16 protein-coding genes and 1 pseudogene are annotated in these 18,130 nt (G+C 69.4%); 9 read left to right on the top strand and 8 right to left on the bottom strand.

All coding sequences use genetic code 11. The features are described 5' to 3' along the window. Nucleotides 1-80 precede the first annotated feature (80 nt). From recF to dnaA, 4 genes and pseudogenes are all read right to left on the bottom strand, one after another. The gene (recF, locus tag AB0H81_RS16510) at nt 81-1,310 is read right to left on the bottom strand and encodes a DNA replication/repair protein RecF (RefSeq protein WP_358375004.1); all 1,230 of its coding nucleotides are present in this window, start codon (nt 1,308-1,310) and stop codon (nt 81-83) included. Nucleotides 1,311-1,448: 138 nt separating this feature from the next. After that, nucleotides 1,449-2,393 (bottom strand): annotated as a pseudogene (gene gnd, locus AB0H81_RS16505) (phosphogluconate dehydrogenase (NAD(+)-dependent, decarboxylating)); the annotation flags it as partial. 42 nt (nt 2,394-2,435) lie between these two features. Further along, entirely contained in the window at nt 2,436-3,575 is a 1,140-nt protein-coding gene (dnaN, locus tag AB0H81_RS16500; protein WP_358375001.1) for a DNA polymerase III subunit beta, read from the bottom strand. Nucleotides 3,576-4,099: 524 nt separating this feature from the next. Then, nucleotides 4,100-5,680: a chromosomal replication initiator protein DnaA gene (gene dnaA, locus AB0H81_RS16495; RefSeq protein WP_358374998.1), complete on the bottom strand. Its 1,581-nt coding sequence runs from the start codon at nt 5,678-5,680 to the stop codon at nt 4,100-4,102. Nucleotides 5,681-6,170: 490 nt separating this feature from the next. Between dnaA and rpmH the strand changes: the two genes are divergently transcribed. The 8 genes from rpmH (at nt 6,171) to AB0H81_RS16455 (ending at nt 11,972) form a co-directional block, all read left to right on the top strand. Continuing rightward, nucleotides 6,171-6,308 carry a 50S ribosomal protein L34 gene (rpmH, locus tag AB0H81_RS16490; protein WP_043614899.1) on the top strand — a complete coding sequence of 46 codons (138 nt, stop codon included), beginning with the start codon at nt 6,171-6,173 and terminating at the stop codon, nt 6,306-6,308. A gap of 72 nt (nt 6,309-6,380) precedes the next feature. Beyond that, nucleotides 6,381-6,743, top strand: a complete 363-nt coding sequence (gene rnpA, locus AB0H81_RS16485) for a ribonuclease P protein component (RefSeq protein WP_358374995.1) — start codon at nt 6,381-6,383, stop codon at nt 6,741-6,743. Beyond that, nucleotides 6,740-7,018 (top strand): membrane protein insertion efficiency factor YidD, encoded by a 279-nt coding sequence (gene yidD, locus AB0H81_RS16480; protein ID WP_358374993.1) that lies wholly within the window; start codon nt 6,740-6,742, stop codon nt 7,016-7,018. The genes rnpA and yidD overlap by 4 nt, the downstream gene beginning before the upstream one ends. 4 nt (nt 7,019-7,022) lie before the next feature. Then, complete coding sequence (gene yidC, locus AB0H81_RS16475; protein ID WP_358374990.1) at nt 7,023-7,973, top strand: membrane protein insertase YidC; 951 nt, start codon at nt 7,023-7,025, stop codon at nt 7,971-7,973. A gap of 20 nt (nt 7,974-7,993) precedes the next feature. Further along, nucleotides 7,994-8,482, top strand: coding sequence for a R3H domain-containing nucleic acid-binding protein (locus tag AB0H81_RS16470; RefSeq protein WP_358375019.1), 489 nt, complete (start codon nt 7,994-7,996; stop codon nt 8,480-8,482). A gap of 212 nt (nt 8,483-8,694) precedes the next feature. After that, entirely contained in the window at nt 8,695-9,336 is a 642-nt protein-coding gene (rsmG, locus tag AB0H81_RS16465; protein ID WP_358375016.1) for a 16S rRNA (guanine(527)-N(7))-methyltransferase RsmG, read from the top strand. Between the two features lie 137 nt (nt 9,337-9,473). Then, nucleotides 9,474-10,403 carry a ParA family protein gene (locus AB0H81_RS16460; RefSeq protein WP_358374987.1) on the top strand — a complete coding sequence of 310 codons (930 nt, stop codon included), beginning with the start codon at nt 9,474-9,476 and terminating at the stop codon, nt 10,401-10,403. A gap of 597 nt (nt 10,404-11,000) precedes the next feature. Further along, nucleotides 11,001-11,972 (top strand): ParB/RepB/Spo0J family partition protein, encoded by a 972-nt coding sequence (locus AB0H81_RS16455; RefSeq protein WP_358374984.1) that lies wholly within the window; start codon nt 11,001-11,003, stop codon nt 11,970-11,972. A gap of 416 nt (nt 11,973-12,388) precedes the next feature. Here the strand turns inward: AB0H81_RS16455 and AB0H81_RS16450 are convergent, their stop codons facing one another. The 3 genes from AB0H81_RS16450 to AB0H81_RS16440 all read right to left on the bottom strand — a co-directional run bounded on the left by AB0H81_RS16450 (nt 12,389) and on the right by AB0H81_RS16440 (nt 16,705). Continuing rightward, nucleotides 12,389-13,435: a low specificity L-threonine aldolase gene (locus tag AB0H81_RS16450; RefSeq protein WP_358374981.1), complete on the bottom strand. Its 1,047-nt coding sequence runs from the start codon at nt 13,433-13,435 to the stop codon at nt 12,389-12,391. 508 nt (nt 13,436-13,943) lie between these two features. Beyond that, nucleotides 13,944-14,900, bottom strand: a complete 957-nt coding sequence (locus AB0H81_RS16445; RefSeq protein WP_358374979.1) for a D-alanine--D-alanine ligase — start codon at nt 14,898-14,900, stop codon at nt 13,944-13,946. A gap of 572 nt (nt 14,901-15,472) precedes the next feature. Then, on the bottom strand, nt 15,473-16,705 hold the full coding sequence (locus tag AB0H81_RS16440) for a PLP-dependent aminotransferase family protein (RefSeq protein ID WP_358375013.1): 1,233 nt from the start codon (nt 16,703-16,705) through the stop codon (nt 15,473-15,475). A gap of 267 nt (nt 16,706-16,972) precedes the next feature. Here AB0H81_RS16440 and AB0H81_RS16435 point away from each other — a divergent pair, with 267 nt between their 5' ends. Next, nucleotides 16,973-17,590 carry a GNAT family N-acetyltransferase gene (locus AB0H81_RS16435; protein WP_358374976.1) on the top strand — a complete coding sequence of 206 codons (618 nt, stop codon included), beginning with the start codon at nt 16,973-16,975 and terminating at the stop codon, nt 17,588-17,590. A 217-nt stretch (nt 17,591-17,807) separates the two neighbouring features. On the opposite strand, the gene trxA is transcribed toward AB0H81_RS16435, so the two are convergent. Next, nucleotides 17,808-18,122 (bottom strand): thioredoxin, encoded by a 315-nt coding sequence (gene trxA, locus AB0H81_RS16430; protein ID WP_358374974.1) that lies wholly within the window; start codon nt 18,120-18,122, stop codon nt 17,808-17,810. Nucleotides 18,123-18,130 lie beyond the last annotated feature (8 nt).

The following is an 18,130-nucleotide window of genomic DNA, read 5'->3' as shown; positions in this document are numbered from 1 at the left end:
GGCCCGCGCCGGCGTCGCGGGCGGGCGTGGCGCCCCGGGCGGGCTTGCCGTCGGCGGGGCCGCCGCGCCCGGGCTTGTCGTCAGCGGACACGGGTCACACTCCCCTCTGCGACGTCGAATCGGGCGCCGGCCAGCTCGGACGGCACGTCGTCGGGCACGGCGGCGGTGATCAGCACCTGCTCCGCGGGCGCGACGATCTCGGCCAGGCGGCGCCGGCGCTGGCCGTCGAGCTCGGCGAACACGTCGTCGAGGATCAGCACCGGGTCGCCGCCGTCGGCGCGCAGCAGGTCGTAGGCGGCCAGGCGCAGCGCCAGCGCGAACGACCACGACTCGCCGTGGCTGGCGTAGCCGCGGGCGGGCAGGTCGCCGAGGCCCAGGACGAGGTCGTCGCGGTGGGGACCGACGAGCGTCACGCCGCGTTCGAGCTCGGCCGCGCGGACCTCCAATAGCCGTTCGCGCATGCGCTCTTCAAGGGTTTTCCCCAAGTCTGTGGATAACGTCTGTGCATCGGAAGATCCCCGCTCACCGGCGACTTCGTCCTCCGCGTCGTCCCCACCTGTGGACAACGTGCCGCGATAGGCGAGGGTCGCGGGGGCGCTCGTGGGGGCGAGCGCGGCGTACGCTCCGGCCACCAGCGGGCGCAGCGCCTCCACCAGATCGAGCCGGGCCTGGAGGAGCTCAGCCCCGTGCCGCGCGAGATGGGCGTCCCAGACCTCCAGAGTGGCCGTCACGTCGCCGGCGCCCGCCGCCGCGAACCCGGAGTCGCTTTCGGTCCTCCGGGCGCTCCTGGAGCCTCTACGGGCCTGCGCGGCCGTACGCAGCAGCGCGCCCCGCTGCTTCAGCACCCGTTCGTAGTCGGCGCGCACCCCCGCGAACCGTGGGGCCCGCGCCACCAGCAGGTCGTCGAGGAAGCGGCGGCGCTCCGAGGGGTCGCCCTTGGCCAGCGCGAGGTCCTCGGGGGCGAACAGCACACTGCGCAGCAGCCCGATGACGTCGCGCGGCCGGACGGGCGAGCGGTTGAGCCGGGCGCGGTTGGCCTTGCCGGGGTTGATCTCCAGCTCGATCAACGCCCGCCGGTCGTCCCTGTGGACGGCGCAGCGCACGATCGCCCGGCTCGCCCCCTGCCGCACGAGGGGCGCGTCGGTGGCCACCCGGTGGCTGGAGTGCGTCGCGACGTAGCCGAGGGCCTCGACCAGGTTGGTCTTGCCCTGGCCGTTGGGCCCCACGAACGCCGTGACGCCCGGCTCGAGGCCGAGCTCCACGGACGCGTAGGACCGGAAGTCGGTCAGCGACAGGTGGGCGACATGCACCCCACGAAGGGTAGTGGGCCACGCCGGTCACATGGGCAACCGGCTTGCCCGCCTGTGGAAAACCCTGTGGGGAGTCCCGCGGCGTCGCCGCGCCTCACGACGACGCCGTGCCTGGGGACGTGACCGGGTCTCGGGACGTCACTGGGCCTCGCGTGGCGGGGTCACATCGGCGCCGGGCGCGTCGGCGCCCTTGCCGGTGGAGCCCTCGGCCGAGGTCACCGCGTGGCCGCCGAACTGGTTGCGCAGCGCCGCGACGACCTTCATCGCGGGGGAGTCCTCCTGCCGCGAGGCGAACCGCGCGAACAGCGCCGCGGTGATCACCGGCAGCGGCACGGCGTGGTCCACGGCCGCCTGGACCGTCCACCGGCCCTCGCCGGAGTCCTGGGCGTAGCCGCGCAGGTTCGCCAGGTTCTCGTCGTCGTCCAGGGCGCGTACCAGCAGGTCGAGCAGCCACGAGCGGATGACCGTGCCGTCGCGCCAGCTCGCGAACGAGCCGCGCACGTCCGTGACGACGTCGGACGCCTCCAGCAGCTCCCAGCCCTCGGCGAAGGCCTGCATCATGCCGTACTCGATGCCGTTGTGGACCATCTTCGCGAAGTGGCCCGCGCCGACGTCGCCCGCGTGGACGAAACCGTTCTCGCCCTCCGGCTTCAGCGTCTCGAACACGGGCATCAGGTGCTCGACGGTGGCCTTGTCGCCGCCGCACATGAGCGCGTAGCCGTTCTCCAGGCCCCAGACGCCGCCGCTGACGCCGCAGTCGACGAACCCGATGCCCTTCTCGGCCAGCTCCGCCGCGTGCTTCTGGTCGTCGACGTAGTGGGAGTTGCCGCCGTCGACGACGATGTCGCCCTCGCTGAGCAGGCGTCCGAGCTCGTCGATGGTCTGCTGGGTGGGTTTGCCCGCCGGGACCATCACCCAGACCGCGCGCGGCGCCTCGAGCCGTTCGACCAGCTCCTTCAGGCTGCCCACATCGCTGACCTCGCGGTGGTGGTCGTAACCGACGACGTCATGGCCGCCGCGCCGGAGGCGCTCGGCCATGTTGCCGCCCATCTTGCCGAGCCCGATCATGCCGATCTGCATCTTCTCTACCCCCTTGTCAGGCTTCCATCATCCCTGATGTCAGCTTCAGCCTGACAGGCGGATCGGCATGATCAGGTAACGGTAGTCCGGAGCGCCGTCGCCGTCCACAGGCTTGCCCCCGGTGAGGATGGCGGGCTTGGTGGACGTGGTCATCTGCAGCCGGGCCACGTCGGAGTCGATCGCGCCCAGCCCTTCCAGCAGGAACTGGTGGTTGAAGGCGATGTTCATCTCCTCGCCCTCGTAGTCCACGGGGAGCACCTCGACGGCCTGCGCCTCGTCGCCGCTGCCGGCCTCCAGCACGACCTCGCCGCTCCGGAACGCGAGCCGTACGGGGGTGTTGCGCTCGGCGACCAGCGCCACGCGCTTGACCGCCTCGACGAACGGGCCTGTGGACAGGTCGGCGCGCGCGGAGAACTCGGTGGGCAGCAGCGAGCGGTACTTGGGGAACTCGGGGTCGAGCAGGCGCGTGGTGGTGCGCCGGCCGCCGCTGGAGAAGCCGATCATGCCCTCGCCGGTGCCGCCGGCGGAGCTGAGCGCGATCTCCACCTCGGCGCCGGACGAGCCGAGCGCCTTGGCCGTGTCGGCGAGCGTCTTGCCGGGGATCATCGCGACGGCCGAGAAGTCGGGCTGGCCGGGCTGCCACTTCAGCTCGCGCACGGCGAGGCGGTAGCGGTCGGTCGCGGCGAGGGTGACCATGTCGCCCTCGATCTCCATGCGCACGCCGGTGAGCATGGGCAGCGTGTCGTCGCGACCGGCGGCGACGGCGACCTGCGCGACGGCCGAGGCGAACACGTCGCTGCCCACCCGCCCGGCGGCCGGCGGCATGGCCGGGAGCGACGGGTAGTCCTCCACAGGCATGGTGAGGAGTGTGAATCGCGCGCTGCCGCACGTGACGACCGCCTTGGCCCCGTCCACGACGAAGTCCACAGGCTGTGCGGGAAGCGCCCGGGTGATCTCGGCGAGGAGCTTGCCGGAGACGAGGACGACGCCCGGCTCACCGGTCTGGAGCTCGAGGGTCACCTGGGCGGAGACCTCGTAGTCGAAGCCGGAGAGTTTGAGGCGCTGCTCGTCGGTCACCTCCATGCGCATGCCGGCGAGCACGGGCACCGACGGGCGGGCGGGAAGGCTGCGCGCCGTCCACGCCACCGCCTCAGCGAGAACGTCTCGCTCGATTCGGAACATCACCGTGATCAGCCTCCTGGGTCCGTCGTTGATTTCAAGTGTCCCGCCTCCCGCACCTCCGGTCCGGGAGAACCCTTCTATGGGTCTTGAGTTCTTTGTAGGAGAGATAAGTGGTCATCACACTAGGGGGTGTGGATACTGTGGACAACCTGCGTTTCCGCTGCTCAGCCCGGCTGTTTTCATCCACTGCCCCTGTGGGTGAAGCCTGGGGGTAACTTCGCCGCCTGGGGATGACGAAACGTTGCCCACACGCTGTCCCCAGGTCATGGGGTCTTCATCCACCGGTTATCCACAAGGTTTCCACCGGTTATCCACGGGGTAAGCGACCTGTTTTGGGAGCCCCAGATTGGCTGTGCACAGGGCGTCCACAAGTCATCCCCAGGTTGTCCCCAGGTTTTCCGCAGGATGTCCCCACCTTTATCCCCAGCCCTTATGGGCGAAATTTCCGGGCATTGTGGGGCGGTTGACGGCCGTCCGCGCGCGTTTCCCCTGGTCCACAGTGTTATCCACAGGGTGTGCATAACCGCTCAGGGCCCACTGGTGGTCTGTTTGATGCGCATTGTCAGCTCGTTGACCTGGTTGTACATCGACCTGCGCTCCGCGATGAGCGAGCGGATCTTGCGCTCCGCGTGCATCACGGTCGTGTGGTCACGGCCGCCGAACTGCTGGCCGATCTTCGGCAGTGACAGCTCCGTCAGCTCGCGGGCGAGGTACATCGCGATCTGCCGGGCGTTGACCAGAGCCCGGCTGCGCGAGCTGCCGCACAGGTCGTCGATGCTGATGCCGAAGTACTCCGCGGTCTTGGCCATGATCGTCGCGATCGTGATCTCCGGGCCGGACTCCGAGGTGATCAGATCCTTCAGGACCACCTCGGCGAGCTGCAGGTCGACGCCCTGCCGGTTGAGGCTGGCGAACGCGGTCACCCTGATGAGGGCGCCCTCCAGCTCACGGATGTTGGTGGAGATGCGGCTCGCGATGTACTCGAGGACCTCGGGTGGCGCGGCCAGACCCTCCTGGATCGCCTTCTTGCGCAGGATCGCGATGCGGGTCTCCAGCTCGGGCGGCTGGACGTCGGTGATCAAACCCCACTCGAACCGGTTGCGCAGCCGGTCCTCCAGCGTGATGAGCTGCTTGGGCGCCCGGTCGCTGGAGATGACGATCTGCTTGTTGGCGTTGTGGAGGGTGTTGAAGGTGTGGAAGAACTCCTCCTGCGTCTGCTCCTTGCCCTCCAGGAACTGGATGTCGTCCACGAGCAGGATGTCGATCGCGCGGTAGCGGCCGCGGAAGCCGTCGGCCTTGTGGTCGCGGATGCTGTTGATGAAGTCGTTGGTGAACTCCTCCGAGCTCACGTACCTCACCCGCGCGCCGTCGTACAGGCTCTGCGCGTAATGACCGATCGCGTGCAGGAGATGCGTCTTGCCGAGACCCGAGTCGCCGTAAATGAAGAGTGGGTTGTACGCCTTCGCGGGGGATTCGGCCACGGCCACGGCCGCGGCGTGCGCGAACCGGTTGCTGGCACCGATGACGAATGTCTCGAATGTGTACTTCTGGTTAAGTCGTGCGGGTTCGCTCGGTTTCGTGCTCTTCGCTTCCCACCGGTTCGGCGCCGGCTCCGGCGCCTTTTCCACAGGGGATGTGTACGGCTGGGCCTGTTCAAAAGTGAAGCCCTGCTGTGGATATTCGGTGGACGACTGAGCCGGCTCGGCCTGTGGAGAATAGAACTGCGGAGGCTCGGAAGCCGGGTAGAGCTGCGGTGACGGGGGTTGTGCGAAACGCAGCTGGGGATCCACACCCTGGGGATAACCACCGCCCACAGGCTGTTGATGAGACTCGGCCGCAGGCTGCTCCGGGGCCGTCGTGTCGATCATCACGGCCAGCCGCATGGCCTTGCCGAGCTCCTGGGACAGCGCCGTCGTCACCGGCTGGCGCAGCTTGCCCTCGATGAGGTCCTTGAGGAAGTCGTTGGGGACACCGAGCACGATCGTGTCGCCGGCCAGGGCGATCGGACGGACCATGGACAGCCACGTGCGCTGCTGGATGGGGACGTTCTCGTTGAGGAAGTTGCCCAGAGCCCTGGACCAGACAGCGGCGAGCTCGGCAGCGTTCATCGCGCGGCTCCCCCTCCTTCCTTCCGCGGCCCCCCGCGATTGTTCTCCACACCCGGGTGCCGGCTGTGCGACGATCGACCCCGTCCGTCCACAGCCCTTGATCCGGGCGCCGTACCCAGGATCTCCACAGGTGATCCACAGGATATCCACAGCCTCACATGGCCCCGGAGTGGCCGACAGTATCTTTGTGCACAGCCGTGTTCAAGACGTTGTCCACAGCCTAGTGGCACCTGGGTGCACATACTGTGGACGCGGCCGGGGCGGTGGAAAACCCGCATGTGGATACGTGGATAACTTCGCGGCGACGCTCTCGCGGGGACACGGGCCGGTCGTCCGGACGCCCGTCAGTTTGACCTCGGGCGCACTTGGCCCGTAACGTACGACGGTCGGCTTGCCACGCGACGGCTATTTCGCGTGCCCTCGCTTCCTCGGCAGGCCATCCATGTGTGTAAAGCGCCCCTGGGCGCACCATCAAGCCTGGAGCCCACCCGTGAGCAAGCGTACTTTCCAGCCGAACAACCGTCGTCGCGCGAAGACCCACGGCTTCCGGCTGCGGATGCGCACCCGGGCCGGCCGCGCCATCCTCGCCGCCCGCCGTCGCAAGGGTCGCGAGAAGCTGTCGGCCTGATCGCCCCGCGCCTGATAGTCCGCCCGCCGGCGATCTACGCCGGCGGGCGATAGGCGTATCCGGTCCTTTCACGTGCTGTCCCGAGAATCCCGCATGCGGCGCGGGGAGGAGTTCCAGGCGGCGATCAAGCGCGGCAAACGCGCCGGTCGCCCTGCTTTGGTGATGCATCTCGCCATTTCGGGGGATGAGACACCTCGGGTGGGATTCGTGGTGAGCAAGGCGGTCGGTGGCGCCGTCATCCGCAACAAGGTCAAGCGTCGGCTTCGACACCTGATGCGGGACCGTCTCGAGCGGCTGCCGAGAGGTAGCCTGCTTGTGGTACGCGCCAATCCACCGGCCGCGTCAGCGCGATCCGAGCAGCTAGCCGCCGAGCTCGACCTCGCGTTGGATCGACTCCTGAGGCGGCGCGAGTCCTCGATGGATGGACAGAGATGACGGAGCAGCCGCAGGAGACGCCGAGCCTCGCCGCTCGGGCACTGATCCTGCCCATCCGGTTCTATCGGGCGTTCATCGGCCCGATGCTCGGTCCGCGCTGCCGGTTCCATCCGTCGTGCAGCGCCTACGGGCTCGAGGCGATCGCCGTACACGGAGCATTGCGCGGTACCTGGCTCACTGTCCGGCGCATCGGGCGGTGCCACCCGTTTCACCCCGGAGGTATAGACCCGGTGCCCCCACGCCCGGTCCGGTCCCACGAATTGCAAGGGAGATAGCTCGGTGGAGCTGTCCTGGCTGAGCTGGCTCTATGAAGCCGTAGCCCACGTCATCATCTGGATCCATACGGGATACAGCACGTTCCTCAACCCGGACGGCGGGCTGACATGGGCGCTGACCATCATCACGCTGACCGTGTTCATGAGGATCCTGATCTTCCCCCTGTTCCTCAAGCAGATGCGCTCGTCGCGGAAGATGCAGGAGCTGGCTCCCAAGGTCGCGGAGCTTCGTAAGCGGTACAAGAACGACAAGCAGCGCATGAACCAGGAGGTCATGGCGCTGTACCAAGGGCAGGGCGCCAACCCCCTCGGCGGCTGCCTGCCCGTCGTCGCGCAGTTCCCGATCTTCATCTCGATGTTCACCGTGCTGCGGGCGATGGCCGACGGCCGTCCGGTCTACGGCATGACCCAGGAGCTCGTCGACAGCGCCCGGTCCGCGCACATCTTCGGCGCGCCGCTGCCGGCGAGCTTCTTCATGTCCAGCGCGCAGATCGAGAGCTTCGACGCGACGGTCGTCCAGACCAAGATCGTGCTCGCCATCTTCGTGGCGATCAGCTCGCTGACCACGTTCCTCACCGTCCGGCAGAGCGTCACCCGCTCCATGGCCCAGATGCCGGACAACCCCATGGCGCAGCAGCAGAAGATCCTGATGTACATCTCGCCGCTGTTCGCCTTCTTCAGCCTGAACTTCCCGCTCGGTCTGATCCTCTACTGGGTCACCACCAACCTGTGGACGCTCGGCCAGCAGCACTGGTTCTACAGCCGCCACCCCATGCCGGAGTACGACGCCAAGGGCAACGTCATCCCCGTCGAGCCCAAGCAGGGGCTGATCTCGAAGATGCGTGGCACCACTCCCGAGGAGCAGGCGCCCCCCGCACCGCCCGAGCCTAAGATCATCAGGCAGCAGCCCACCCGGCAGCCCCGCAGCAAGCGCACCGGCAGCAAGAAGTCGTGAACATGAAGGAGAGGGCGGCCATGACCGAGGCCGAGCAGGAGAAGGCTCCTGATATCAGCGCGCTCGAGCAAGAGGGCGAGATCGCGGCCGACTACGTCGAAGGCCTTCTCGACATCGCCGACATCGACGGCGACATCGACATGGACGTTGAAGGTGACCGCGCCCTCGTCTCCGTCGTCGGCGTCAAGGGCACCGAGCTCGTCGGGCCCGAGGGTGAGGTGCTGGAGGCGCTCCAGGAGCTCACCCGCCTGGCCGTCCACCGGCAGACGGGGGAGCGGTCGCGGCTCATGCTCGACATCGCCGGCTACCGCGAGCGCCGCCGCGCTGAGCTGACCAAGCTGGGCAGCGAGGTGGCCAGCCAGGTCAAGGACAAGGGCGAGCCCAAGTCGCTGCGTCCCATGACCCCGTTCGAGCGCAAGATCGTCCACGACGCTGTGGCCGCCGCGGGGCTCCGCAGCGAGTCCGAGGGCGAGGAGCCTCAGCGGTACGTGGTGGTCTTCCCCGCCTGACGCGGCCCGTGTGCATCTGTCCGGCCGCCAGCCCCGACAAGCGCGGGCTGGCGGCCGTTCGCATGTCCGCCCTTGTCGCGGTCCGCGCCCGCGAAGGTGGTTAGCCTTGACTCGACACGGATCGCGACGCGTCCGGTGCGCCATCCAGTCGGTCACCCATCCCGAGAAAGGTCCACCCACCAGTGAGCGATGAGCTGCCCGCTCCGCCCGGCATGGCACGGGACGTCTTCACCGGCGAGGCATGGGATCGGGCGAACATGTTCGCCGAGCTCCTGGCCGGGCCGGGGGTCGTGCGCGGCCTGCTCGGGCCGCGTGAGGTGCCGCGCATCTGGGACCGCCACCTGCTCAACTGCGCCGTCGTGGCCGAGGCCGTGCCTGCGGACGTCAGCCTGGTGGACATCGGCTCCGGCGCCGGACTGCCCGGGCTGGTGCTCGCGATCGTCCGCCAGGACATCCAGGTCACGCTCCTGGAGCCGTTGCTGCGCCGCACGGTCTTCCTCGAGGAGTGCGTCGAGGCGCTGAAGCTGCGCAACGTCGAGGTCCTGCGCGGCAGGGCGGAGGAGCTGGCGGGCAAGCGGGTGTTCGACGTGGCCAGCGCCCGCGCCGTCGCGCCGCTGGACCGGCTGCTCAAGTGGGCCATGCCTCTCCTGCGCGAGGGAGGCGAGCTCATCGCCATGAAGGGGGAGCGCGCCGCCGAGGAACTCGCCGAGGCCGAGCCGCAACTGCGCGCCATCGGAGCGAGGACGGCTGAGCTTGTCACGGTCGGGCGCGGTAAGGTCGAGCCGCCTGCGACACTGGTCCGGGTGGTAGCGGGTCGCGCGCCGGAAAGCGCCAGGCGGCGACGGAGGAGGTGACGCTGGTGCCAGTCGCGCCAAGTGGTCTTGGCTGGCCCGACGGTCCTCTGGCCGGAAGTCCCACAGGAGTGGGATGGCCCGAATTGGGCGTGTCGCCGCAGCGAATTCCCGACACCGGCCTACCACGGGTTGAAAGGATGGCCAACGTGACCCAGACCCCACTGAACCCCGGCGATTCCCCATTGGTACGAGAGGCGCTCAGCTCTGTGGTTTCACGTGAAACATCTGCGACTCAGGCGGCCACCCAGGCCGGGGACACCCCCGGCGGCGTTGAGAGCGCCTGGCCCCGGCCGCCCAAGTGCAGGGTGATCGCGGTTGCCAACCAGAAGGGCGGCGTGGGCAAGACGACCACGTCCGTCAACATCGCGGCGGCGCTCTCCATGAACGGCCAGCGCGTCCTGGTCGTCGACCTTGACCCTCAGGGCAACGCCTCCACGGCGCTGGCCACGGAGCACCGCGGCGACGTCCCCGACGTCTACCAGGTGCTGGTGGACGACCTGCCGATGGCCGACATCGTGAAGCAGGTGCCCGACATGCCGGGCCTCTACTGCGCCCCCGCCACCATCGACCTGGCCGGCGCGGAGATCGAGCTGGTCTCGCTGGTGGCCCGCGAGGCGCGGCTGCGCCGCGCGCTGAGCGCGTACGAGGCCGAGCTGGACTACATCATCATCGACTGCCCGCCGTCGCTCGGCCTGCTCACGGTCAACGCCCTGGTGGCCGCGGAAGAGGTCATGATCCCCATCCAGTGCGAGTACTACGCGCTGGAGGGACTCGGCCAGCTCCTGCGCAACGTCGACCTGATCAAGGCGCATCTCAACCCCACGCTGCGGCTGTCCACAATCGTCCTCACCATGTACGACGGGCGTACGCGGCTGGCCTCGCAGGTGGCGGAGGAGGTCCGGGCGCACTTCGGCGACACGGTCCTCAGCACGGTGATCCCGCGCAGCGTGCGTCTCTCCGAGGCGCCCAGCTACGGCCAGTCGGTCATGACGTACGACCCGGGTTCGAGCGGCGCGATGGCGTACATGGACGCCGCCAGAGAGATCGCGTACCGCGCCGTCGTGTAGCAGGGCTGTCCCGGCGTGGACGGGAGGCGTGCGGTGGGACGGGGGGACGGGGGGACACGCGTCGGGGGGACGCGCTCCGAGGGCGCGTCGCCGTGAGGGCGCACCATGACGCCTTGCCGTGGCGCCTTGCCATGACGCTTTCCCGGGCGCCTTGCCGTGATGTCTCGCATGACTGCTTACCAGGACGCCGCAGCGCTGGGGCGGGCTCGGCGAACACGTGTGGACGACGCGCGCACAGAAGAGGCCCGCGGAGGAAGGCGTACGCAGAGGCGACGCACACGAGGCCCCTGCGCGGAGACGACTCGCGCGGAGACGACTCGCGCGGAGACGACTCGCGCGGAGAAGACTCGGGCGCGAACAACGGACGTGGAGAACGTCTGCTGGCTGTGAGCGCGAACGGCATGAGGGAGGTCATCGTGGGCCGTGGCCGGCGCCCATCAGGTCTTCGACCTGCCATGTGCGGTGGTCGGCATGCCCGGGAGCCGGGCTGGCGGGTGTAAATCAGGCGCAACGGCGTGTGGCGAGGACACACCGGGTCGCGTCGGCACCGGTAACCTCTCCTGGAGTGACCGGATTCGGCCGGGTGGAGGAGACGCAGTGAGTCAGCAGCGGCGGGGATTGGGCAAGGGGCTCGGGGCGCTCATCCCGACCGGTCCCATCGTTGACGGTACGGGGACGGCGCCGGCCCCCGCCAACGGCGCACCCCCCGAGACCGGACCCTTGCCGATCGCCGGCGCGTACTTCAAGGAGATCCCCCTCGCGGCCATCGAGCCGAACCCGCGTCAGCCCCGTGACGTCTTCGACGAGGAGCGGCTGAAGGAGCTGGCGGACTCCATCCGGGAGGTGGGCCTGCTCCAGCCGATCGTGGTCCGCTCCGTCGGCGGGGGCGCGTACGAGCTGATCATGGGGGAGCGGCGCTGGCGTGCCAGCAAGCTCGCGGGGCTGGACCCGGTCCCGGCGATCGTACGCAACACCCAGGACGATGAGCTCCTCCGCGAGGCCCTCATCGAGAACCTCCAGCGCGAGCAGCTCAATCCGCTGGAAGAGGCGGCCGCCTACCGGCAGCTCCTGGACGACTTCCGGGCGACCCACGATCAGCTCGCCCAGAAGGTCGGCCGCTCCCGCTCCCACATCACCAACACCCTGCGCCTGCTCAACCTCCCGCCCCAAGTGCAGATCCGGGTGGCGGCGGGCACGGTGAGCGCCGGGCACGCGAAGGCCCTGCTGAGCCTCGACAGCGCGGAGGAGCAGATCCGGCTGGCCGACCGGATCGTGGCCGAGGTGCTGTCGGTACGGGCGGTCGAGGAGATCGTGGCGTTCGGTGGCGCGACGGCGGCTCCCGCCGCCAAGACGACCCGCGAGCGCCGTCCCGTCAACCGGCCCACCGCCCCCGGCCTCACCCATCTCGCCGATCGCCTCTCCGACCACTTCGAGACGAAGGTGAAGGTGGACCTCGGACGGCGCAAGGGGCGGATCGTGGTGGAGTTCGCGACGATCGACGACCTGGAGCGCATCATCGGCACCATGGCTCCGGAGGCGGTCCGAGGCATGCGGGAAGCCGAAGCCTGATCGCTGTTCCACGTGAAACCACGAGCGGTCGCTCCCGATGTTCCACGTGAAACAGTGGGCTGCGCGGCACCCTATGTTCCACGTGAAACAAGCAGGGGGATAAGCGGGTGGCGGCCTGTGTTCCACGTGAACCGGGCCCGGTCGCGTCTGGCCGGCTCTCCACGCAAGGCCGTGCTCGACCGTCCTCCAATGCCCGCCTGCACCACGGCCGGTGATACTTGTGTTCTTCCGGGGCGGCATGAGGCTCTAGGATTCACCTGAAACCGAGGCGCGACGGCCGCCATGTTCCACGTGAAACAGTCACGGGCCTCAAGGAGAGGCTCGCAAGCTCAACGGTTTCACGTGAAACATCGCCTCGCATTGAGGGCGGCGATGCTCACGATCGACGGACGGTTCCACGTGAAACATCGAGCGCCTCAGGCGCCGACCGCCTTCCGGATGTCGTCCAGGAAGTCGTCCACCTGTTCCGGGGTGGTGTCGAAGGCGGTCATCCAGCGGACGATGCCCGCGTCCTCGTCCCAGTAGTGGAAGAGGTAGCGGCTCTGCAGCGCGACGGACGCGTTCTTAGGCAGTACGACGAAGGCGGCATTCCCCTGCGCCGGGTAGGCCAGCGATACCCCAGGCAGCCCTTCGAGGCCGTCGACGAGACGGGCGGTCATCGCGTTGGCGTGTGAGGCGTTGCGCCGCCACAGCTCGTCCGTCAGGAGTGCCGAGAGCTGCGCCGAGACGAACCGCATCTTGGAGGCGAGCTGGAGCGACTGCTGCCGCAGGAACGGTACGGCGTGCGCGAGGGACGGATCCAGGACCACCACCGCCTCGGCCGCCAGTGCGCCGTTCTTGGTGCCGCCGAAACTCAGGACGTCCACGCCGGCGTCCGTCGCGATCGTCCGGAGGTCGCACTCCAGGTACGCGGCGGCGTTCGCCAGCCGGGCGCCGTCCAGGTGCAGGCGCATCCCCGAATCGTGCGCGGTCCGCGCGAGCGCGGCCAGCTCGTCGGGGGAGTAGCAGGTGCCGAGCTCGGTCACCTGTGAGACGGAGACGACGCGGGGCTGAGGCTTGTAGGTGGTGCCCAGGGCGCCGAGGTGGCTCGTGATGTGGTGCGGGCGCAGCTTGCCGTCCTCGGTGGGGACGGTGATGAGCTTGACGCCGAGGAGCCGCTCGGAGGCGCCGGTCTCGTGGGTGGCGATGTGGGCTCTCTCCGCGCAGATGACCGCGTCGTACCGGCCCAGCATGAGCGACAGTCCGACGATGTTGGCGCCGGTGCCGTTGAGCACGGCGAAGCCCTCGGCTTCGGCGCCGAACACCTCCTTGATCTGGCGTTCGAAGGCGGCGGTCCACCGGTCGCCTCCGTACGCGGGGGCGTCACCGTGGTTGGCGGCCGTCATGGCGTCGAGGACGGCCGGGTGCACGCCCGCGTGGTTGTCGCTGGCGAAGCTCTTGGGATAGATGGAATCGATCAGCACACGATCCAGGCTACTGAGGTGGGCGGAGCGCCCCCGGTCGCGGATCGAACCGCGCCACGGGGAAGGGGGCCGGCTTGGGGAAGGGCGCGAGAGATCGGGAGCGCCCTAGGCTGGGCGGCTTGGGGATGTGGAGATTCAAGGGCGACCCAGCGATCCGCTCCAGGATCAGCGCCGGACCATGGCCTAAGGGATCGGCGCAAGACCAGAGCGCGGCCCGAGGGGCCGGCTCCAGGACCGGAGTGCCGGAGCGCGGCCCGGGAGGTCGGCTTCAGGAGCGGGGCGGCAGGGCGCGGCCTGAGGAGTTCGCCTCAAGACCGGAGTGTCGGAGCGCGGCCCGGTGGGGCGGCTCCAGGACCGGGGTGCCGGAGCGCGCCTTGAGAGACTCGCTCCAAGAGCGGGAGTGCCGGAGCGCGGCCCGGTGGGCCGGCTCCAGGAACAGGCGCCAGAGCGTGACCTGAGCGATCGACGGCCAGGCGCGGGTGCCCGGGTGTGATCTCGGAGGGGCGGGTCAGCTCTGGGCGCGGGAGGCTGCCTGGCTGAGGAGGATGCGGCAGAGGTCGCCCAGATCCTGGCCCGCCGCCTCGGCCGCCATCGGCAGGAGGCTCGTCTCCGTCATGCCGGGCGCGACGTTGACCTCCAGGAAATACGGCTGTCCCGAGGCGTCCACGATGAGGTCCGTACGGGAGACGTCGCGCAGCCCGAGAGCGGTGTGGGCCGTCACGGCGGTCTCGGCGCACGCCGCCGCGATCTCGGGCGCGAGCCTGGCCGGGGCGAAGAACTCGGTGTGCCCGGCCGTGTAGCGGGCGGCGTAGTCGTAGACCCCCTCGTCCGGGACGATCTCGACCGGTGGCAGCGCCACCGGGCCGTGCCCGAGGTCGACGACCGAGACCGCCACCTCCACGCCCTCCACGTACCGCTCGATCAGCGCCGTGTCGCCGTAGGCGAAGCATCCCACCATCGCGGCGGGCAACTCCTCGGCGGTGCGTACGAACGACGCGCCGAGAGCGGAGCCGCCCTGCGCCGGCTTGACGAACAAGGGCAGACCGAGCCGCTCCACGATGCGGCCGAGCACGACCGTGGCGCCCAGGTCGTGGAACGTCTCCTTCGGCAACGTGACCGATTGCGGCGTGTGCAGCCCGACCGATCGGACGACCGCCTTGGCGGTGGGCTTGTCGAAGGCGACCCGGCACGCGTCGGGGTCGGCGCCGACGTACGGCACGCCGAGCAGCTCCAGCACCGAGCGGATCGCGCCGTCCTCACCGGCGCCACCGTGCAGGGTGACGAAGACGGCGTCCGGCGGGTCGGCGAGGATGGACGGCACGAGCGACGCGTCGGTGTCGCGGGTCTCCACGTCGATGCCCGCCGCGCGCAGCACCTCGCTCACGCGGCGGCCCGAGCGCAGGGACACCTCACGCTCGTACGAGAGGCCTCCGGCCAGCACGAGCACGTGGCCCAGATCGCTCATCACATCTCCTCCGCTGACGGCACGCTGTCCCACCGTACCGGCGCACGACGCCCCTGGTGTACGGCGGGGCGCTGGGCGAGCGCCGGGTGTCGGGCACCTCGTCCTGACGGACCCGGACATCGGGTGAGCGCCGGGTGTCGGGCACCGGTCCTGTGGACCTGGGTACGTGGCGAAGCGCCTCATGTCGGGCATCTCGTCCTGACGGGTTTGGGCATTGGGTGAGGGCCGGGTGTCGGGGGACCGCGTCCCCACGCATCGGGCGAGCGTGTGGACTCGCCGCTCCCCGTGCGTGGTGGCCGTCCATGGCCGCGGGAGGTGCAGGTGGCGGAGCGGCCAGCGGCCAGCCGCATGCGACTGCGGCGAGCGGCCGTCAGCGTGCGACTGCGGGGAGCGGCCGTCAGCACCCGTCAGCACTCGTCAGTGAGGCACGCCGGCGCGGGCACCGCCGGCAGACATGGCCGACATAGATGGCCGGCAGACACGGCCGGCCGGTGTCGTGGGACCAGTGCGGCCGGCGTCCACAGCCATGGGACGCCGGCCGCACGAGACGAGCCGCGTACGGACGCGAGAACTCAGGCCAGGTCAGGCCCAGGCGTGTCGACGCCCGCGTGACCCCGGGTGGAGCCCGTGCCGAACGTGTCGCGCAACTGGATCTCCTGCTCGATCACCCCGGCCAGCCGTCGCACGCCCTCGCGGATGCGGTCCGGCTCCGGGTAGCAGTACGACAGCCGCATGTTGCGTGCCCCGCTCCCGTCGGTGAAGAAGCCGGTGCCGGGCACGAACGCCACTCGCTCCGCCACCGCGCGCGGCAGGATCGCCTTGGAGTCGAGCCCCTCGGGCAGCGACGCCCACACGAAGAAGCCGCCGGCGGGCCGTGTCCAGGTCACCTCCGGCGGCATGAGGGCCCCCAGCGCGTCGAGCAGCGCGTCGCGTCGCTCGCGGTAGAGCTCCCTGAACGACTTGATCTGCTCGTGCCACGGCTGCGTGGCGAGGTACTGGCCCACGGCGAGCTGGGTGAACGACGAGTGCGACAGCACGGCCGACTCCATGGCCAGGACGAGCTTGTCGCGGATGGCGTGCGGCGCGAGCGCCCAGCCGACGCGGAACCCGGGAGCGAGCGTCTTGGAGAACGACCCGAGATAGACCACCCCGTCGGGGTTGTCGGCGCGCAGCGCGCGCATCGGCTCGCCGTCGAAGCCGAGCAGCCCGTACGGGTTGTCCTCGACGATGAGCACGCCGGCCCGCTGGCAGATGTCGAGCACCTGCTGGCGGCGGGCCACGTTGAGCGTGACGCCGCCGGGGTTGTGGAACGTCGGGATCGTGTAGAGGAACTTGATCGGCGCCCCGGCGGTCTCCAGGGCGTAGATGGTCTGCGCCAGCGACTCGGGCACGATGCCCTGGTCGTCCACGGCGATGTGTACGACCTTGGCCTCGTACGCGGCGAACGTCCCGAGGGCGCCCACGTAGGACGGGCCCTCGGCGAGCACCACGTCGCCCGGGTCGATGAAGATGCGGGTGATCAGGTCGAGCGCCTGCTGCGACCCCACGGTGACGACGACGTCGTCCGCCCCGGCGTTGATCCCCTCCAGCCGCATGACCTCGCAGATCTGCTCGCGCAGGTGCGGGTCGCCCTGGCCGGAGCCGTACTGCAGGGCCACCGGGCCACGCCTGGTGACCAGGTCGGAGACGAGCTCGCCGACCATGTCGAGGGGAAGGGCCGTGACGTACGGCATGCCGCCGGCGAGCGAGACCACCTCGGGCCTCGACGCGACGGCGAAAAGAGCTCGGATCTCGGAGGCGACCATCCCGGTAGCTCGCGCGGCGTACCGATCGACGTAGGCGTCGATGCGCGATCCATGGATCGCGGGTGTCTGACCGTGATTGAGCTCTTCTGTCACGGTCCACCTCCTCGGTGTCAGATAGACCTGGAACAACAGGTTACGCCAAACGGGCATGTCGCCCGTGACCGGGCTGGACGCCGTGGTACCCGCCGACGGCGTCCCACTGAGCTACGATGCCAGCTGGGGACGCGGTTTTCGCGGGCTTTTCCGGGTCAACGATTGGGGCCGTAGTTGTCGCGCCGGCTGGTCAATATCACCCTGGACAATCTGGACGATCTGCCGCGCCGTTGCAGGCGGTGCGTGTTCTGGGAGCTCGACCCCCTGAATGGAGAGCGCGCGATCGACTCGGGCGATCCAGGGCTGGAGAAGGAGGCGTGGATCTCCGCCACCCTGCTCGAATGGGGCAGCTGCGGAAAGATCGCCTACGTCGACGGGGTGCCCGCCGGCTTCGTCCTGTACAGCCCGCCGCTCTACACCCCGCGCTCCGTCGCGTTCCCGACCTCGCCGGTCAGCGCTGACGCGGTGCTGCTGATGACGGCGCACATCATCCCCGAGTTCTCGGGCGGTGGCCTGGGCCGGATGCTCATCCAGGGCATGGCCAAGGATCTCACCCGGCGGGGCGTCAAGGCCATCGAGGCGTTCGGCGACCTGAAGTGGGAGGAGCCGAGCTGCGTGGTGCCGGCCGACTACCTGCTCTCGGTCGGGTTCAAGACGGTACGGCCGCATCTGCGGTTCCCCCGGCTGCGGCTGGAACTGAAGACGGCCGTGTCGTGGCGCGAGGACGTCGAGGTGGCCCTGGAACGTCTCCTTGGCTCCATGAGCCCGGAACGAGCCCTTCGCCCCGTCTGAGCCCCTTGTGGGCCCGCGTGAGTCTTATAGGCGCCTGCGGCCGCAAAGACGCCCGTACGCCTGCGGCCCGCACGAGCCCCGTACGCCTCCGGCCGAGCGAGTCCCTGCGCTTCGGGGCCGTGGACGGCGAAAGGCCCCCCGCGCGAGCGGAGGGCCTTCCGGATGACGAGCCGGAGAAGCCACAGAGGCGGAGAAAGCCTGAGGCGCGAAGGACGCCTCAGATGATGCCGTCGAGCTCCCGCAGCAGCATCGCCTTCGGCTTGGCGCCGATGATCTGCTTGACCACCTCGCCGTTCTTGAAGACGTTCATGGTCGGGATCTGCAGCACGCCGTAGTCGCGCGGCACGTTGGGGTTCTCGTCGATGTTGAGCTTGACGATCTCCAGCTTGTCGCCGTGCTCCTTGGCGATCTCCTCGAGGATGGGCGCGACCTGACGGCACGGGCCGCACCACTCGGCCCAGAAGTCGACCAGAACGGGCTTGTCGCTCTTGAGGACCTCGGCCGCGAACGTGGCGTCGGTAACTGCCTTCACGATGGCGC

This window comes from Nonomuraea sp. NPDC050691 (assembly GCF_040654455.1).
GTDB lineage: Bacteria > Actinomycetota > Actinomycetes > Streptosporangiales > Streptosporangiaceae > Nonomuraea.
The sequence above is the reverse complement of the archived record's forward strand: the minus strand, read 5'-3'. Positions and strand labels throughout refer to the sequence as shown.

Excerpts from the sequence above, each read along its gene's own strand:
- AB0H81_RS16445 (WP_358374979.1), bottom strand. The coding sequence starts at position 14,900 with ATGAGCGATCTGGGCCACGTGCTCGTGCTGGCCGGAGGCCTCTCGTAC.
- yidD (WP_358374993.1), top strand. The coding sequence starts at position 6,740 with ATGACGGAGCAGCCGCAGGAGACGCCGAGCCTCGCCGCTCGGGCACTG.
- dnaA (WP_358374998.1), bottom strand. The coding sequence starts at position 5,680 with ATGAACGCTGCCGAGCTCGCCGCTGTCTGGTCCAGGGCTCTGGGCAAC.
- AB0H81_RS16470 (WP_358375019.1), top strand. The coding sequence starts at position 7,994 with ATGACCGAGGCCGAGCAGGAGAAGGCTCCTGATATCAGCGCGCTCGAG.
- rsmG (WP_358375016.1), top strand. The coding sequence starts at position 8,695 with ATGGCACGGGACGTCTTCACCGGCGAGGCATGGGATCGGGCGAACATG.
- AB0H81_RS16440 (WP_358375013.1), bottom strand. The coding sequence starts at position 16,705 with ATGGTCGCCTCCGAGATCCGAGCTCTTTTCGCCGTCGCGTCGAGGCCC.
- AB0H81_RS16460 (WP_358374987.1), top strand. The coding sequence starts at position 9,474 with ATGGCCAACGTGACCCAGACCCCACTGAACCCCGGCGATTCCCCATTG.